The sequence below is a fragment of the Nonomuraea sp. NPDC001699 genome (genome assembly GCF_053596455.1).
In genome coordinates, this window is the sequence record NZ_JBSFGF010000051.1 from 13,459 (window position 1) to 29,076 (window position 15,618).

Consider the following 15,618-nt stretch of genomic DNA (forward strand, 5'->3'; position numbering starts at 1 on the left):
CTCGAACGCCGTCTCGGCCACGCCAACGACCGTACCGGATCAAGTCAGCCGGTTCGGTATCGGCAGGCAGGCTGGACAACCCGTACTTGACCAGCTCGCCCTCGCCATCGGGCCACTGCGCGATCAGCCACCGCTCAGGCAGAGTGCCGTCGCCGGCGCGAGCGATGCGGTGCCCGGCCGGCCGCACCCGCAGGAGGACGAACTGCGAGCTCATGGCGCCCTTGGAGCCTTCGCGCCAGGTGAGCGTGACCGCGGCGTCGCGACCGGCGGCCCGGACGTGTTCGGCCAAGCTGACGGCGGTGTCGGGGTAACGCAGGCCGGTCCGGGTGGGAGGCCGGCCTCGGCCGGACCAGACCCGGGGCACTGCGACCACGTCTGGAGCGTGCGCGAGGGCGTCGCCTTAGACCTGCACCCTTGCTCGATCAGCGCATCGAGCATCTCCACCGCCGTCATCCACTTGGGACGATGCCGCTCCTGTCCGGGGATTCCGCACCGGTCCCGTCGCGCGGCTACCTCAGGACCGGTGGCCGCATCACCGGCCTGGTCATCCCATGACGTGGGCACGAACAGCCGCTAATCGAGTGGACTGGACGCGGTGTCGGTGACTGCATGAACACTCACCGCCACCTGGCAGTTCGCCCACCTTTACCAGGGTGCCGGAGTACTGCGTTCTCCCTGTCGCTGCACCACACCGCCCAGCTGGCGGAAGCGGTCGAACGGGCACGAGCGCCGCTGGCGCCGGGCGGAGTCCTGATTCGTCGACGAGTTCGCCTGGGAACGCGCAGATCGCGCCACCGCGTCGTGGTTCGACGACATCGGCGCCGTGCTCTCGGAGCAGGGCGCCGCCGTGGCAGACCCCCGCGCGGAATGGGTGGGCCGGCACCGCGACGAGCACCACCTGCACTCGGGCGACACCATGCTGGAGGCGATCCTCGCGGCCTTCGAGATCCGCGAGCTCGTACGCGCCCCCTACCTGCACCGGTACCTCACCGACCGGCTGAACGACGACGCCGACACCCGGCTGTTCACCTCTCTCCAGCAGATCGAACAGCTCCCGATCGACAGCCGCGACCTGGCCGCCGTCGGACTGCGCCTGCTCGCCCACCCCGCGGACGGAGCGCGCCCCCGCTAGGGACTTTCGTCCCTACCGGCGGCGGTGCCGGTGCGCGATCGTGGAGCGGTGCAACAGCAGGTCACGCGGTCCGCGCCGACGAGCAGGGAACTGTCCCGAGATGAGGCGCTGCGGCTCTTGGGGAACGTCACCTTCGGCAGGATCGTGTTCATCAGCCGGGCGATGCCGGCCCTCCGGTTCGTGGCTCATGTCATGGACGGTGACGGCCTGCTGATCGGGCTGCCGTACGAGGCGGAGATCGCCGCGCTGCTGCAGCGGGTCTCCGGCGTCGTGTACGAGGCCGACGAGCTGGACGCCGCCGCCCGGACGGGGTGGAGCGTCGTGCTGACCGGGCGGGCCGGGCTGGTGGCGGACCCGCAGGAGCTGGAGCAGGCCCTGGCCAGGCTCCAGGCGTGGCCCGGCGAGCGGATCGACGTGGTGGCACGGCTGCGGCCGGAGCTGGTCACCGGGTTCGCGGCGGGCGCCGCCTGACGTCAGAGGTCGTTGCCGGCGTACGACAGGTTGAAGCTCTTGTTGACCAGAGGGAAGTCGGGGACGATCGCGCTGTCGAGCGCCACCGGGAGCGCGGGCCAGTTGAAGAAGGACGGGTCCACGATCTTCAGGCGGCTGATCGTCTGATCGGGCGCGAGCTCGACGCGATGGGCGATCGTGCCACGCCAGCCTTCGACGAGCCCCACGCCCGAGGAGCACCCTTCGAGGGGCGGTGACGCATCCGGGGCCGCGGGCGTCTCGACCAGATGCGTGATCAGGGCGATGGACGTGGCGATCTCCTCGGCCCGGATCTGGAAGCGGGCCATCACGTCCCCGCCTGTCCGGTGGGCGGGGGTGAAGTCGCCGAGGTCGGTGAAGGGGTGCCGGCGGCGGGCGTCGAGGTCCAGGCCGCTGGCGCGGGCCACGTAGCCCAGCGTCCCGAGGTCGCGGGCGGCCTCGGCCGACAGGATGGCGGTGCCGGTGAAGCGGTCGGCGACGACGCTGTGGCCGAGGGCGAGCTCGGTGAGTTCGGCCACGTCGACGCCGATGGCGTGCAGCATGTCGGGGTCGGGGAAGCCCCGCAGGCGGGCGCCGCCGAGGCGGACGGCGCCGCGCAGCAGCCGGTGCCCGGTGACCTCGGCGTTGAGGCGCAGGAGTTGTTCGCGGATGCGACCGGCGTGGGCGTGCAGGATGGGGAAGGCGACGTCGTTGCAGAGCGCGCCCAGGTCGGTGACGTGGTTGTAGAGGCGTTCCAGCTCCAGCAGCACGGCTCGGGCCTGCTGCGCCCGCGCGTCGGCCGGAGCTCCGGTGGCCTCTTCCACGGCCAGGCAGTAGGCGAGCGCGTGGCCGACGGAGGTGTCGCCGCTGACGCGTTCGGCCAGTTGCAGCCCGTCGGCGGGGTGGCGGCCCTCGAAGAGCTTTTCGATGCCCTTGTGGACGAACCAGAGTCTGGCCTTGAGCTTGATGATCGTCTCGCCGACCACGGAGAAGCGGAAGTGCCCCGGTTCGATGAGACCGGCGTGGACGGGGCCGACGGGGATCTCGTACACGCCCTGGCCCTCGACGGTGACGAACGGGTACGGCCCCTCGGAGTCGCCGAAGCCGGGCGGCGGCCCGGCGTCGTCGCGCATCGGGTACCAGCCGCGCGGCCAATGGTGGTGGCGCACCAGGCGGCGAGGGAGCGGGTGGTCGAGCGGGGTGATGCCGTACAGGTCGCGGATCTCGCGTTCGAACCGGCCCGCGGGGAAGGACAGGTGGGCCAGGCTCGGCACGGCCGGCTGCTCGGAGGGGAGCCGCAGCCGCAGCTCGGTACGGCGATCGGGGTCGCCGGCGACGAACAGGTACGCCACCCCGAACCCGTCCGCCTCCTGGCGCGCGGAGACCAGCGCCAGCCGGTGGCCGCCGGCCAGCAGGCGGGCGGCGTGGCCGGGCAGTTCGGCGGTGCCGACGTCGGCGATGGTTCGTGTGCTCATGGTGTTGCTCCGGCGATCGTGGCGGCGGCTTGCAGCAGGGGGCGCAGCGGCCCGAGCGTGATGCCCAGGACGGCGCAGGCGGCCAGGCCCGCCACCAGCGGGACGGCCAGGGTGGGCGGCAGCGCGACGGCCTCGCCGGGTCCGCCGCCCACGAGCATCGGCCGGACCTGGCGTCCGACGGCGGCGACGATGACGAGCATCAGCGCCAGGGCCGCCGCGACGGGCCAGCCCAGGCCGGCGGCGAAGCCCGCCCGCGCAATGCCCAGCTCGCTGGCGAACAGGCTGAACGGCGGGAGGCCGAGCAGGGCCAGCAGCCCCAGGGAGAACGCCCCGGCCGGCATCGGCGCCCTGGAGATGAGGCCGCGTACGGCACGGATCCGGGTGCTGCCGAGCGCCTGGTGGAGCTGTCCCGCGGACAGGAACACCACCGACTTGCCCAGCCCGTGCCCGAGGATGTGCAGCAGGACGGCGACCAGGGCGAGGGTGTTGCCGATCGCGGCGCCGAGGGCGATCAGCCCCATGTGCTCGATGCTGGAGTAGGCCAGCAGCCGCTTGTAGTCGCGCTGGCCGATGAGCAGCAGCGCGGCCCCGGCCAGGGAGGCCAGCGCCACGATGACCAGCAGCGTACGGGTGAAGCCGGTGCCGAGCGCCGCGTCGGCGATGACCTTGACGCGCAGGACGGCGTAGAAGGCCACCGACAGCAGCCCCCCGGACATCAGCGCGCACACCGGGGCCGGGGCCTGGCTGTAGGCGTCGGGCAGCCAGGCGTTCATGGGCGCCAGCCCGGCCTTGGTGCCGAAGCCGAGCACGAGCAGCATGACCGCGATGCGCATCACGCCGGGGTCGAGCCGGCCCGCGTGTTCGGACAGCGCCGTCCAGTCCAGGGAGGCCACTCCGGCGTGGTCGCCGGCGTCGTGGGTCAGGACCAGGCCCAGCAGCGCCAGCGCGATGCCGACCGAGCAGATGACCATGTACTTCCACGCGGCCTCGGTGGCCTGACGGGTGCGCCGGTGCCCGACCAGGAAGGCGGTCAGGATGGTGGTCGCCTCGATGGCCACCCAGAGCAGGCCCAGGCTGGAGGCCAGGACGGCCAGCGCCATCGCGGCGACGAACGACTGGGTCAGCACGCCGTAGCGGCGCATCTCGCGCGGGCCGGTCTGCCCGGAGGCGAGCTCGGCCGCCAGGTAGGCGGGGCCGGCCAGCATGGCCAGCAGCGCGACCGTGCCGATGACGATCAGCATGAAGGCGCTCAGCGCGTCGCTGTGCAGCAGCCCCGCCAGCGCCTCCCGCCTCCCCGCCGCGGCCAGCGCGACGGCGCAGGCCAGCAGCCCGGCCGCGGCCGACGCGCCCAGCCAGGCGGTGACCCGGTTCCAGCCGATCAGGGCGTACGCGAGCGCGGCGGCCGCGGGCACCGCGACCGGGGCGATCACCAGCAGGCTGTCCATCAGTCGTGCAACTCCCGTAGCTCGTCCAGGTCGGTGCCGCCGAAGGCGGCCCGCATCCGGGTGGTCAGCACCTGCAGCACCAGCACGGCCAGCAGGACGTCCAGCGAGATCCCGAGCTCGACGACGAGCGGGACGCCGCTGGTGGTCAGGAAGGCGGCGGCGGTGATGGCGTTGTCCATCAGCAGGAAGCCCACCAGCTGTGACAGCGCCCGCCGCCGGGTCACCAGCACGAAGAACCCGATCAGCAGCACGGTCAGCGCGATCGGCACCGCGTGCGCGGCGGGGGTGGGCGACAGCCGTACCAGAGGCTGGGAGACCGCGTAGGCCAGCATCGCCAGCACCGCCGCCACCAGCAGTGAGGTCGCCACGTTGACCAGCGGCTGTGTCTCGCGGCCCGCGCCGCTCGCCACCAGTGCGCGGCGCATCAGGTACGGCAGCAGCGCGGCGCGCAACGCACCCACCCCGAGACCGATCAGGACCAGTTCGAGGCTCCCCTGCCGGACGCCGAGGACGACGATCAGCACGGTCAGCGCCACGCCTTGCAGGGCGAACAGCCGCACGATCGGCGACAGCTCGTGCCGCCACAGCACCAGCACGCCCGTGAGCAGGAACGCCCCGCAGGCCAGGTCCAGGAGCTGGACGTACGTCGCATCGGTCATGTTCACGTCCATGTCTCAGGTCAGGAAGAAGGTAGCGGTGACGGCCAGCAGCGCCAGCAGGAACGAACCGGCCAGCAGTTCCGGAACGCGGAACAGCCGGAGCTTGGCCATGAACACCTCGCCGGCGGCGAGCAGCACCCCCAGCAGCCCCACCTTGACGACGAGCGCGACCATCGCCAGCGGCAGCGCGAGCACCCCCGCCCCCGCGCCCGCGATCCCCAGGGGGACGAACAGGCCGGCCAGCAGTCCCAGCAGCACCGACAGCCGCATCGCCGACGCCCACTCGATCAGCGCCAGGTCGGGCCCGGCGTACTCCAGCACCGTCGCCTCGTGGATCATCGTCAGCTCCAGGTGCGTGGAGGGATTGTCCACGGGGATCCGGCCGGTCTCGGCGAGCGTGACGATCGCCAGCGCGACCGAGGCGAGCACGCTCACCGGGGAGAGCACCGACAGCGGATGCCCGGCCGCCGCCGTCACGATCGCCCCCAGGCTCGTGGAGCGGACGCCGATCGACAGGGCGAAGGTCGAGACCAGGATCGTCGGCTCCACCAGCGCCAGCACGGTCATCTCCCGGCTGGCGCCCATCCCGCCGAACGCCGTCCCGGTGTCCAGGGCGCCCAGGGCCAGCGCCACCGACCCCAGCGCCAGCAGCGCGGGCACCGCGAACAGGTCCGCGACGCCGTCCAGCGGTGAGTCCGTGGTCACCAGCGGCACCACCGCGGCCACGACCAGCGCCGTGCCGGCCAGCAGCGGCGGCGCCGCGCGGAACACCCAGCCGGTGCCGCGTGGCGCGATGGGCTCCTTGCGCATCAGCTTGCGCAGGTCCCGCCACGGCTGGGCGATCCCGGCGCCGGCGCGTCCCTCCAGCCGGGCGTGGACCTGCCGCATCACCCCCACCAGCAGCGGCGAGCCGACCGCGACCAGGATCACCTGGAGCGCCGCTCCGATCACGCCCGTCATCGCAGCACCACCAGAACGATCAGCGCCGCGGTCAGCGCCCAGAACCCGTAGCCGAGATAGCGGTGGACGCTGCCGGTGGCCAGGCCACGGGCGCCACGCCCGGCGGCCGTCACGGCGGAGATCAACGGCTCGTACAGCCGGTGTTCGATCCGGTCAGGGATCCGCGCGTGGAAGCTCACGCGTTCCACCAGGTAGGCCGACTCCTTCATCGGGGTGACGTCCACGTCGCTCTCCGGCTCCAGGACGTCGCCGAAGACCCGCTGCAGCGGCTCGGCGAACGACGTGGCGGTGTACTCCATCCGCGCCGACATGGGCCCGGCGCCGCAGTCCCAGAGCCGGGCGGCGCGCCGTGCCCGCCGCGTCGCGCCCACCCGTACCAGGCAGAGGACGGCCACGACGGCGGCCACCAGGGCGACGGCGATCAGCAGCGGCGAGATCATCCCCGTGACCCCGGTCAGCCGCAGCGTCACCTGCCCGCCGGCCACGTCCCGTCCAGGGAAGGCCACTCCGACCGCCCGGACGAGCGCGGGCAGGACCAGCGTGGGAGCCAGCGCCAGGGCCACGCAGCACGCCGCCGCGAGCGTCGTCGCGGCCAGCATGGCCGGCGGGCTCTCTCCGGCGCGTTCGGCCTCCGCGCTGCGCGGCCGGCCCAGGAAGCCCACGCCGAACGCCTTGACGAAGGTGGCGATGGCGAGACCCGCCGACAGCGCGATCGCCCCCACGGCCAGCGGCATCGTCACCGCGCCCGCCACCCCGGCGGCGGGCTGCGCGTGGATGAGGCTCTGCAGCAGCAGCCACTCGCTGACGAAGGCGTTGCCGGGCGGCAGCGCCGAAGCGCACAACGCGCCGAGCGCGAACACGACGGTGGTGTACGGCAGCCGCGCGCGCAGCCCGCCGAGCGCGTCCAGATCCCGGGTGCCGGTCGCGTGCAGCACCGAGCCCGCCGACAGGAACAACACCGTCTTGAACGCGGCGTGGTTGACCACGTGGAGCAGGGCCGCGGCCAGTGCCAGCGCCGCCGGCACGGGAGCGTCGCAGGCCGCGAAGAAGCCCGCCGCACCCACCCCGACCAGCACCAGGCCCAGGTTCTCCGTCGTGGAGTAGCCCAGCAGCCGCTTCAGGTCGGAGGCGACCGCCGCCTGAAGGATCCCGAACAGCGCCGACGCCGCGCCCGCTCCCAGCACCAGCAGCCACCACCAGGCGGGGCCGCCGTGCAGCAGATCCAGCCCGACCCGGACGACGCCGTACGCGCCCATGTTCACCATGGCCGCGCTCATCAGGGCCGAGACGTGACTCGGCGCCTCCGGGTGCGCCCGCGGCAGCCACACGTGCAGCGGCACGATGCCCGCCTTGGAGGCGAACCCGGCCAGCGTCGCCAGGAACACGACCGTCCTGGCGGCCGGCGACAGCGTGGCCTCGCGCAACTGCTCGAAGCTCTCCCCGCCGGCCCCGGCGGCGAACGCGACCAGGCCGACGAGGATCGTCACCAGGCCGAGGTGGGTCATGACCGCGTACCAGAGCCCGGCCCGGCCCACGGCCGCCCCCCGCCGGTACTCGGCCAGCACCAGCGGCAGCGACGACACCGCCATCAGCTCCCAGGCCAGCAGGAACGTGCTCACACTTGCCGCGGCGGGCACCAGCAGCATGGCCGCCACGAACAGCGGCAGCACCGACTGGAACACGCGTCCGTCCAGGCCGTGGGCGCAGTAGGCGATCCCGTAGATCGCCGCGCACACCGCCACGAACCCGGTGACCGCGATGAACACCCCGCTCAGGGGATCGACCGCCAGCCGTACCCCGGCCAGCGGCAGCAGGTCCGGCAGCCAGGCCGACCAGCTCCGACCGGCCCCGCCCACCGCCGTCGTGCCTGCCTCTGTGATCGCGGTTGTGATCGCCGTCGTGCCCGCCGCCGCGGCGGCGGCGCCCGCGGCCGCCGTGCACCAGCCCGCCAGGTGCCGCCGCGCCCGGGGCGGTGCCAGCAAGGCGGTCACCGCGGCCAGCGCGCAGCCGGACAGCGCCGCCACGTACAGTGTGCCGACCGGGTTCATCGGCCCGTCAGCCCGCGCAACGCCGCCACGATCGCCGCGGGCTCCGGCGGGCACCCCGGCACCTCCACGTCCACCGGCAGCACGTCGGCCACCGCCCCGGCCACCCCGTAGGCTCCGGCGAACACCCCGCAGTCGCGCGCGCAGTCGCCCAGCGCGATCACCAGGCGGGGCTCGGGGACCGCGTCATGGGTGCGGCGCAGCGCCACCTCCATGTTGCGGGTCACCGGCCCGGTCACCAGCAGCGCATCGGCGTGCCGCGGCGAGGCCACCAGCCGCGCGCCGTACCGTTCGGCGTCGTACACCGGGCCGAACGCCGAGGCGATCTCCACCTCGCAGCCGTTGCACGACCCCGCGTCCACATGTCTGATCTGCACCGATCCGGCGAGTTCTGCCGCCTTCGCGGGCGGGTCACCCTCCTCGCGGGCGGGCGCGGGCTCGGCCACCCGGCCCGTCTTCGCGATCTTCCCCCACAACCCCATCGTTGCCCCCTGCAACGCTCGCCGGCCACGATCACCCGGGCCGGGGCTGCCGTGCCGCGGCAGGCAGCCGCCCTGTCGGGAGAACACCTGGCCGGGCCACGCATGGATCACGCGCCTGCGCGATCGCCCCCTACGGCCCGACCGGCGGATCCCGGCGTCAGGCTATTCCTCAAGCGCGGCGGGTGGGGCTGACTTTGGCCAAAGGGCGGCCGGTGGAGTCCGGCATGGCCGTTCGTGCCCGGTCCGCGGCATTCGGCCTGGTGACGCACCCCGCGCCGAGGAGTCAGGCAAGGGCGGCGAGAACCTTGTCCTGGGTGATCGGCAGGTCGCGGACGCGGTGGCCGATGGCGTGGTGGACGGCGTTGCCGATCGCGGCGCTCAGGCCGGTCGTGGGAGCCTCGCCGAAGCCGCGGGCGCCGAGCGCCGGGCTGGCCGGGTCGGGCCGGTCGATGAACGTGAGGTCCAGGTCGGGCACGTCGGCGGCCACGGGCACCAGGTAGCCGGACAGGTTCGGGGTGAGGATGCGGCCCATGTGAGGGTCGGTCAGGGTGTGCTCGGACAGGGCGACGCCGATGCCCCAGATCACGCCGCCGACGGCCTGGCTGCGCGCAGTGCGCTCGTTGAGTACCCGGCCGGGGTCGTAGACGCCGACGACGCGGCGCACCCGGACCTGGCCCAGCAGCCGGTGGACGGCGACCTCGGTGAACACCGCGCCGGTCGAGACCGCCTGGACCATCCGCTCGCCCGCCGGGCTGGTCACGCGGAGAGGCCGGCCGTGGCGGCGCAGCACGTCCCGGAAGCTGGTGCGGCGCGCGGGGCGGTCGAGATCGAACAGATGTCCGTCGGCGGCGCGGACGCGGGCGGGCGGCAGGCCGTGCAGCGGGCTGCTCTCGTCCGCCACGGCCAGGGCGATCACCTGGTCGCGGGCGGCGGTCGCGGCGCGGACGACGCCCGCGCCGGTACAGGGCACGGTCGCCGACGCCGACGAGGCCGGCGCCTGGGGGTAGGCGGAGTCGCCGAGGTCGAAGCGGACCTCGGCCATCGGCAGGCCCAGCACGTCGGCGCCGAGCTGCCGCATCACCGTGGAGGTGCCGGTGCCGATGTCGTGGGTGCCGGAGCGGATCCGTGCCGCGCCGTCCACGCCGATGATCACTTCGGCTCCCGCCATCTCCCGGCCGCCCGCGGTGTGGGCCACGGTGGCCATGCCCCAGCCGACCAGCCAGTCGCCGTCACGCATGGAGCCGGGACGCGGGGCGCGCCGCCACCAGCCGAAGCGCTCGGCGCCCCGCTCGTAGCAGGTGCGCAGGTGGTTGCTGCCGTGCCGGACGCCGCTCTGCTGGTTGGTCGCCGACCAGTTGCGGATCCTGAGCGTGACCGGGTCCAGGCCGAGCGCGTAGCTCAGCTCGTCCAGGGCCGACTCCAGGGCGTGGCTGGTGACGGTGTCCGGCGCCCGGATGTAGACGGCGTTGGCCAGGTCCAGGGCGACGGCCCGCTGGGTGGTGCGCACGTTCGGGCAGGCGTACAGGATCCGGGTGATCCGGGCGCTGGTGACGAACCGGCCCTCGGTGCCGGCCACCTGCTGGGTGAGGGTGTGGTCGATCGCGGTCAGCCGCCCGTCGCGGGTGGCGCCGACGCGCACCACCTGGTGGGACGCGGCGCGGTGGCCGTTGCTGGTGTAGGACTCGGCCCTGGTCAGCACCAGTCTGACCGGGTGTCCGACGTGCCGGGCGAGCGCCGCGGCCAGGGCGATGCGCGGCACCGCGGACGTGCCCTTGGCGCCGAACCCGCCGCCCACGTACGGGGAGATGACGCGTACCTTCTCGCGGGGCAGCCGGAACACCGTCATCAGCCCTTCCTGGGTACCGGCGATGTTCTGGGTGGACTCGTGAACCGTGAGCCGGTCGCCGTCCCAGGCGGCGACGGTCGCCGGCAGCTCCATCGGGTTGTGGTGCTGCATCGGGGTGGTGTACGTCGCCTCGACCGTGACGGGCGCGGACGTGAGCGCGGCCTCGACGTCCCCGCGCACGTACACGTTGTCGCCCCCGTCAGGTCCCTGGGGCGGCAGGTACGCGGCGTCGAGACCGTCGGCGAGCACCGTCCGCGGGGTGTCGGCCCGGTAGCTCACCGCCACCAGCCCGGCCGCGTGCCGGGCCTGCTCCAGGGTCCGCGCCACCACGGCCGCGACGGGCTGGCCGGCGTACCGGATCAGGTCGTCCTGCAACGGCAGGAAATCCTGCGGGCGAGGCCGGGGCAGCCGGCCCAGGTTCTCGTGGGTGAAGACGCCGAGCACCCCGGTGGCGGCGGCCGCCTCGGAGACCTCGATCGCGGTGACGCGGCCGCGGGCGATCGTCGAGCCGACCAGGACGGCGTGCGTCACGCCGGGAACCTGGACGTCTGCGGCGTACCGGGCCGCGCCGGTGACCTTGGCGACACCGTCCACTCTCGCGACCGGCCGGCCGACGGCGTTCATCCCGCCCCCCGCGCGACCGGGCGCCCGACGGCGTTCATCCCGCTCCCCGCGCGAACTGCTCCAGCACCTCCGCCAGGGCCCGCTGGACCAGCTCGACCTTGAACGCGTTGTCCGCGCGCGGCCTCGCCTCGCGCACCAGGGCCAGCCCGGCGGCGCGGATCGAGGCCGGGCCCAGCGGGCGCCCGATCAGCGCCTGTTCGGCGGCGGGCGAACGCCAGGGCAGGGGCGCGACGCCGCCGAAGGCCAGACTCGCCTGCGCCACCTCGCCGTCGGCGGCCAGCCGGACCAGGGCCGCGACCGAGACGACGGCGAACCCGAAAGCGGCCCGGTCCCGTACCTTCAGATACCGCGAGCCGGCGGCCGGCGGCGTGCCGGGCACATCGATCCGGGTGATCAGCTCGCCGGGACGCAGGACGGTCTCCCGGTCCGGGGTGTCGCCCGGCGGCAGGTAGAACCCCGCCATCGGGACCCGGCGCGGGCCTTCGGCGTGCAGCGTGTGCACCGTGGCCTCCAGCGCGGTCAGCGCCACGGCCAGATCCGACGGGTGCACCGCGATGCAGTGTTCGCTGCCGCCGAGGATGGCGTGCCACCGGTTGCGGCCCTCGATCGCCGGGCAGCCGCTGCCCGGGGATCGCTTGTTGCACGGCATGGACGCGTCGCGGAAGTACCAGCACCGGGTACGTTGCAGCAGGTTCCCGCCGAGCGAGGCCATGTTGCGCACCTGCGGCGAGGCCCCGCCGAGCAGCGCCTGGGCCAGCACCGGCAGCCGTCGGCGGACGGCCGGGTGCGCGGCCACGTCGCTCATCCGGCTCAGCGCGCCCAGCTCGATCCCCGCCGGGGTCTCCCGCACGCCGTCCAAGGGCAGCGCGTTGATGTCGACCAAGTGGTCGGCACGCTCGACACCGTCCCGCATCAGGTTGAGCACGTCGGTGCCGCCGGCGATGAACCGCGTCCCCGGCCGCGCGGCCAGGCGGAGCGCGGTCTCGGCGCGGCCGGGGCGGCTGTAGGCGAAGTCGTCCATCAGGACAGCTCTCCGGCGGCCTGCCGGACCGCGGCCACGATGTTCGGGTAACAGCTGCAACGGCACAGGTTGCCGCTCATCCACTCCCGGACCTCGGCATCGTCGCCGGCATGCCCCTCGGCGATGCAGGCGACGGCCGACATGATCTGGCCGGGGGTGCAGAAGCCGCACTGCAGGCCGTCCTGGTCGATGAAGGCCCGCTGGACCGGATGCAGCTCCTCACCGCGTGCCAGGCCCTCCACCGTGGTGATGTCCCGGCCCTGCTGCATGATGGCCAGCGTCAGGCAGGACTTGATCCGCCGCCCGTCCACCAGCACCGTGCAGGCCCCGCACTCGCCGCGGTCGCAGCCCTTCTTGGTGCCGGTGAGCCCGATGCTCTCGCGCAACGCGTCCAGCAGGCTCACCCGTGGTTCGAGGAGCCGTTCATAGGTCACGCCGTTGACCGTGAGCGGGACCCGGCCAGGTCCCTTGACCGGCTTCCCGGCCTGATCCGGGCGGGTGCGCGACGGGGCCGCGGGGAGGGCGGCGATGGCCGCGCCGGCCTTGATGACGGCACGCCGGGTCGGCTCCGGCTCCGGCTCCGGCTCCGGCTCCGGCGATGGGATGGCTGTGCTGGACATTTCGGTCATGGCCTGTCTGTGATGTCCGGCGGCAGTACGTAGCCTAAGCTGCCCGTTCGTCGGGAAGCCGGACCGCCGCGCGGGTGTCGAGAACGCGACAGCGGGTCCGTCCTGGGTTCGTCACAACGATCCGCTGACCGACGACGGAGGAGCAACCGTGCATCCGAACGAGACTGAACCGGCCGACCAGCCAGGAACTGCCGGCTCGCGACCTGACCCGCCTGGCCTATGTCGCCAAGGACGGCACACCTCGCCATGTTCCCGCGGTCGTACCGCGACATGTCCGAGCGGCGGGTCGGCTCGCCCTGCTCATCCGCCTCCAGCACGTAAGCGATCTTCTCGTCGACGAAGCCGTCCTGAGCCAGCGTGGCTGTCAAGCGCACACGGACGCGAGGAACTCCGTCGGTGGTCTCGATCGACATGTGGGAGAAGTTCGGGGGAACTGAGGCGTGCTGCCCGTCGGCCGCACGGCCTTCCGAAGCTGGTTCCGGGTAGACGGCTGCCCCTCTCCCGTGCGGAGGACGGCGTGCCTGCACATCAGAGCAGTCTGCTCCCAGACGCCCGCCAGAGGCGATATGCGGCCGGCTGGCCGCGCAGCAAGGCGGAGACCGGCAGCGTCCCGGGCGGGCGGTAACCGTCGGATTCGGCTTGACCATTGCCACCCAGGTGGGCGTCGATACGCCCTGTCCGACACGGTCCTGAACGCGGTGGGGTGATCACCACGGGCATGCTCGCGTGATCAGGCCCACCGCATCGTGCCGGACCGGATGGCCCCGACACGCCCCGCGCTACCCGACACGGCCGCGACCGAGGGTGTGCCGCTACCCCATTCAGCTAGCGCCGACCGTGACCAACAGGGCCGCCCCGGGGTCAGCGCTCGATACGGGACACCTACCTGGATCCACCCTGCGATCAGTGCGGCCAGATAGCGGCACCGTGCCGAACGCCGCCCGACCGCACCCAGCTCGCCGCAGCGTCGGCTCGATCGAACGGCACCCGAAGAGAAGGAGACAGGACACACGATGGCTGAGGGACGTACGTTCAAACGCTGCTCGTGCCGCGACGATGACGGCAAGGCGTTCGGGCAGAAATGCCCCAAGCTGCGCCGCCCCGGCGGTGGGTGGAGCTACCGGCACGGCATCTGGAACTACCAGATCGAACTCCCGCCTACCGCGGACGGTAAGCGGCGCGGGCCGCTGCGCCGCGGCGGCTTCGCCTCCCAAGACGCCGCCGAAGGTGAACTCGGTCAGGTGCGTGACCTGCTGGCGCTGGCCGAGACCGACACGATTCCGACTCTGGAGACGGTCCGCCGCAAGATCAAGACTGGGCAGCATCTGAACCAGGAGATCATCGTCGAGCAGCGGCTGACCGAGTTCCTCCACCGTAAGCGGAGGATCGAGGAGACGACCCGCCGCTCCTATGAGAGCCACATCCGCCTCTACCTCACCCCGTATCTGGGGCGGCTGCGGTTGGATCAGCTCAAGGTCAGCGACATCGCGTTGATGTTCGAGCAGATCGAGGAGTTCAACGACACCATCACCGAACGCCGCGCCGACCCCGACCCGCAGGTACGCGAGAGCGTCAAGTTCCGGCGGCCGATCAGCATCGCCACCATGCACCGCATCCGCGCCACCCTCCACCACGCGCTCAACATGGCCATGCGACAGGACCGGCTGATCGACTTCACCCCCCCCCGCCGCCGTGCTGGAGATGCCCGCCCACGTCCGCCCCAAGCCACTGGTGTGGACCGAGGACCGGGTCCGCACCTGGCAGCAGGACTTCCACACCTACCGGCAGGCGGAGAAGCAGCGCCAGGGCGGACGGCGGGTCGATCCCATCGACGCCTACACCAGCGTGCCGCGCCCCTCCCCCGTCATGGTGTGGACACCCGCCCAGACTCGCCTGTTCCTCGAAGAAGCCCGAGCCCACCGGCTGTTCGCCTTGTATCAGCTGGTCGCGTTGCGCGGGCTACGGCGGGGCGAGGCATGCGGGCTGCGGTGGAAGGAGGTCGATCTCAACGGTCACAGTCTGACGGTGAACTGGCAGCTAGTGCAGCTTGCCTGGCAGGTCCACGAGGGCACCCCGAAGACCGACGCCTCGGTACGCACCATCGCCCTGGACACCGACACCGTCCAAGTGCTGCGCGCCCACCGGCAGCAGCAACTGCAGGAACGCCTGGCCATGGGCAAGGCATGGGTCGACACCGGGTTCGTGTTCACCCAGCCTGACGGCACTCGCCTGCACCCCCAGCACGTCTCCGATCAGTTCCTGTGGCTGGCTTATCTGGCCGGCCTGCCACCCATCCGGCTGCACGACCTCCGGCATGGCACCGCCTCGCTCATGCTGGCCGCCGGAGTGGACATGAAAGTGGTGCAGGAAACGCTGGGCCACACATCCAGCGCGTTCACCGCCGACACCTACACCTCCGTCTACCCGCAGGTGGCCACCGCCGCCACCGAGAAGACCGCCGCCCTGCTGTTCGGCAAGGAAAACCAGGCCGAGGCCGCGAGAGTCGTCTCGTTGAGGAGCTGACAGTCGGATTAGGCATCCGGCCCCGCGTTCGCCCTCTGCTCGCGGAGGCGGGGCCGCTGCTCTTGCCGGGCCAGCCCGGGAGGTCGAATGATCATGGCGAGTGCAGGGTTGGTGCAACCGAGCACGTACGGAGCACGCAACCGCTAGGCGAAAGTTCTAGAACGCATCCGATCCCGCATAGTCGCAGGTCAGGCCATGATCAAAGCGCGCCCTGCAGTGTGCTGGTTCAGGACATAGGAAACCCATGTCGCAGGACATAGGAAACTTCAACAAAGTGTGTCTCGGGACATAGGCAACCACCGCGATCAA

At 72.6% G+C, this 15,618-nt stretch carries 13 protein-coding genes and 1 pseudogene; 4 read left to right on the top strand and 10 right to left on the bottom strand.

The annotated features are described in order from the left end of the window. Window positions 1–210: 210 nt before the first annotated feature. Complete coding sequence (locus tag ACWCSU_RS51755) at window positions 211–564, bottom strand: hypothetical protein (protein ID WP_449944832.1); 354 nt, start codon at window positions 562–564, stop codon at window positions 211–213. Between the two features lie 283 nt (window positions 565–847). Here ACWCSU_RS51755 and ACWCSU_RS51760 point away from each other — a divergent pair, with 283 nt between their 5' ends. Both ACWCSU_RS51760 and ACWCSU_RS51765 read left to right on the top strand, forming a co-directional pair. Next, a complete protein-coding gene (locus ACWCSU_RS51760; RefSeq protein ID WP_449944835.1) occupies window positions 848–1,132 on the top strand; it encodes a hypothetical protein in 285 nt (94 codons plus the stop codon). A 48-nt stretch (window positions 1,133–1,180) separates the two neighbouring features. Then, a complete protein-coding gene (locus ACWCSU_RS51765; protein WP_357709371.1) occupies window positions 1,181–1,603 on the top strand; it encodes a pyridoxamine 5'-phosphate oxidase family protein in 423 nt (140 codons plus the stop codon). 2 nt (window positions 1,604–1,605) lie between these two features. Here ACWCSU_RS51765 and ACWCSU_RS51770 read toward each other — a convergent pair whose 3' ends face one another. From ACWCSU_RS51770 to ACWCSU_RS51810, 9 genes are all read right to left on the bottom strand, one after another. Beyond that, on the bottom strand, window positions 1,606–3,075 hold the full coding sequence (locus ACWCSU_RS51770) for a hydrogenase large subunit (RefSeq protein ID WP_449944838.1): 1,470 nt from the start codon (window positions 3,073–3,075) through the stop codon (window positions 1,606–1,608). Then, window positions 3,072–4,520 carry a proton-conducting transporter transmembrane domain-containing protein gene (locus tag ACWCSU_RS51775; RefSeq protein ID WP_357709376.1) on the bottom strand — a complete coding sequence of 483 codons (1,449 nt, stop codon included), beginning with the start codon at window positions 4,518–4,520 and terminating at the stop codon, window positions 3,072–3,074. Before ACWCSU_RS51775 ends, ACWCSU_RS51770 begins: the two co-directional genes overlap by 4 nt. Further along, complete coding sequence (locus ACWCSU_RS51780; protein ID WP_449944840.1) at window positions 4,520–5,179, bottom strand: hypothetical protein; 660 nt, start codon at window positions 5,177–5,179, stop codon at window positions 4,520–4,522. The genes ACWCSU_RS51775 and ACWCSU_RS51780 overlap by 1 nt, the downstream gene beginning before the upstream one ends. Window positions 5,180–5,194: 15 nt before the next feature. Next, a complete protein-coding gene (locus ACWCSU_RS51785) occupies window positions 5,195–6,139 on the bottom strand; it encodes a respiratory chain complex I subunit 1 family protein (protein ID WP_357709382.1) in 945 nt (314 codons plus the stop codon). Beyond that, on the bottom strand, window positions 6,136–8,187 hold the full coding sequence (locus tag ACWCSU_RS51790) for a proton-conducting transporter transmembrane domain-containing protein (RefSeq protein WP_357709385.1): 2,052 nt from the start codon (window positions 8,185–8,187) through the stop codon (window positions 6,136–6,138). The genes ACWCSU_RS51785 and ACWCSU_RS51790 overlap by 4 nt, the downstream gene beginning before the upstream one ends. Beyond that, window positions 8,184–8,666 (bottom strand): NADH-quinone oxidoreductase subunit B family protein, encoded by a 483-nt coding sequence (locus ACWCSU_RS51795; protein WP_189646919.1) that lies wholly within the window; start codon window positions 8,664–8,666, stop codon window positions 8,184–8,186. The genes ACWCSU_RS51790 and ACWCSU_RS51795 overlap by 4 nt, the downstream gene beginning before the upstream one ends. A 283-nt stretch (window positions 8,667–8,949) precedes the next feature. Then, complete coding sequence (locus tag ACWCSU_RS51800; protein WP_449944845.1) at window positions 8,950–11,136, bottom strand: xanthine dehydrogenase family protein molybdopterin-binding subunit; 2,187 nt, start codon at window positions 11,134–11,136, stop codon at window positions 8,950–8,952. Between the two features lie 34 nt (window positions 11,137–11,170). Then, entirely contained in the window at window positions 11,171–12,157 is a 987-nt protein-coding gene (locus tag ACWCSU_RS51805) for an FAD binding domain-containing protein (protein WP_352351861.1), read from the bottom strand. Then, window positions 12,157–12,591, bottom strand: a complete 435-nt coding sequence (locus tag ACWCSU_RS51810; protein ID WP_449944851.1) for a (2Fe-2S)-binding protein — start codon at window positions 12,589–12,591, stop codon at window positions 12,157–12,159. The genes ACWCSU_RS51805 and ACWCSU_RS51810 overlap by 1 nt, the downstream gene beginning before the upstream one ends. Window positions 12,592–13,799: 1,208 nt before the next feature. On the opposite strand from ACWCSU_RS51810, the pseudogene ACWCSU_RS51815 reads away from it, so the two are divergent. Both ACWCSU_RS51815 and ACWCSU_RS51820 read left to right on the top strand, forming a co-directional pair. Next, a pseudogene (locus ACWCSU_RS51815) lies at window positions 13,800–14,219 on the top strand (tyrosine-type recombinase/integrase); the annotation flags it as partial. 268 nt (window positions 14,220–14,487) lie between these two features. Then, window positions 14,488–15,309 (top strand): site-specific integrase, encoded by an 822-nt coding sequence (locus ACWCSU_RS51820; protein ID WP_449944848.1) that lies wholly within the window; start codon window positions 14,488–14,490, stop codon window positions 15,307–15,309. Window positions 15,310–15,618 lie beyond the last annotated feature (309 nt).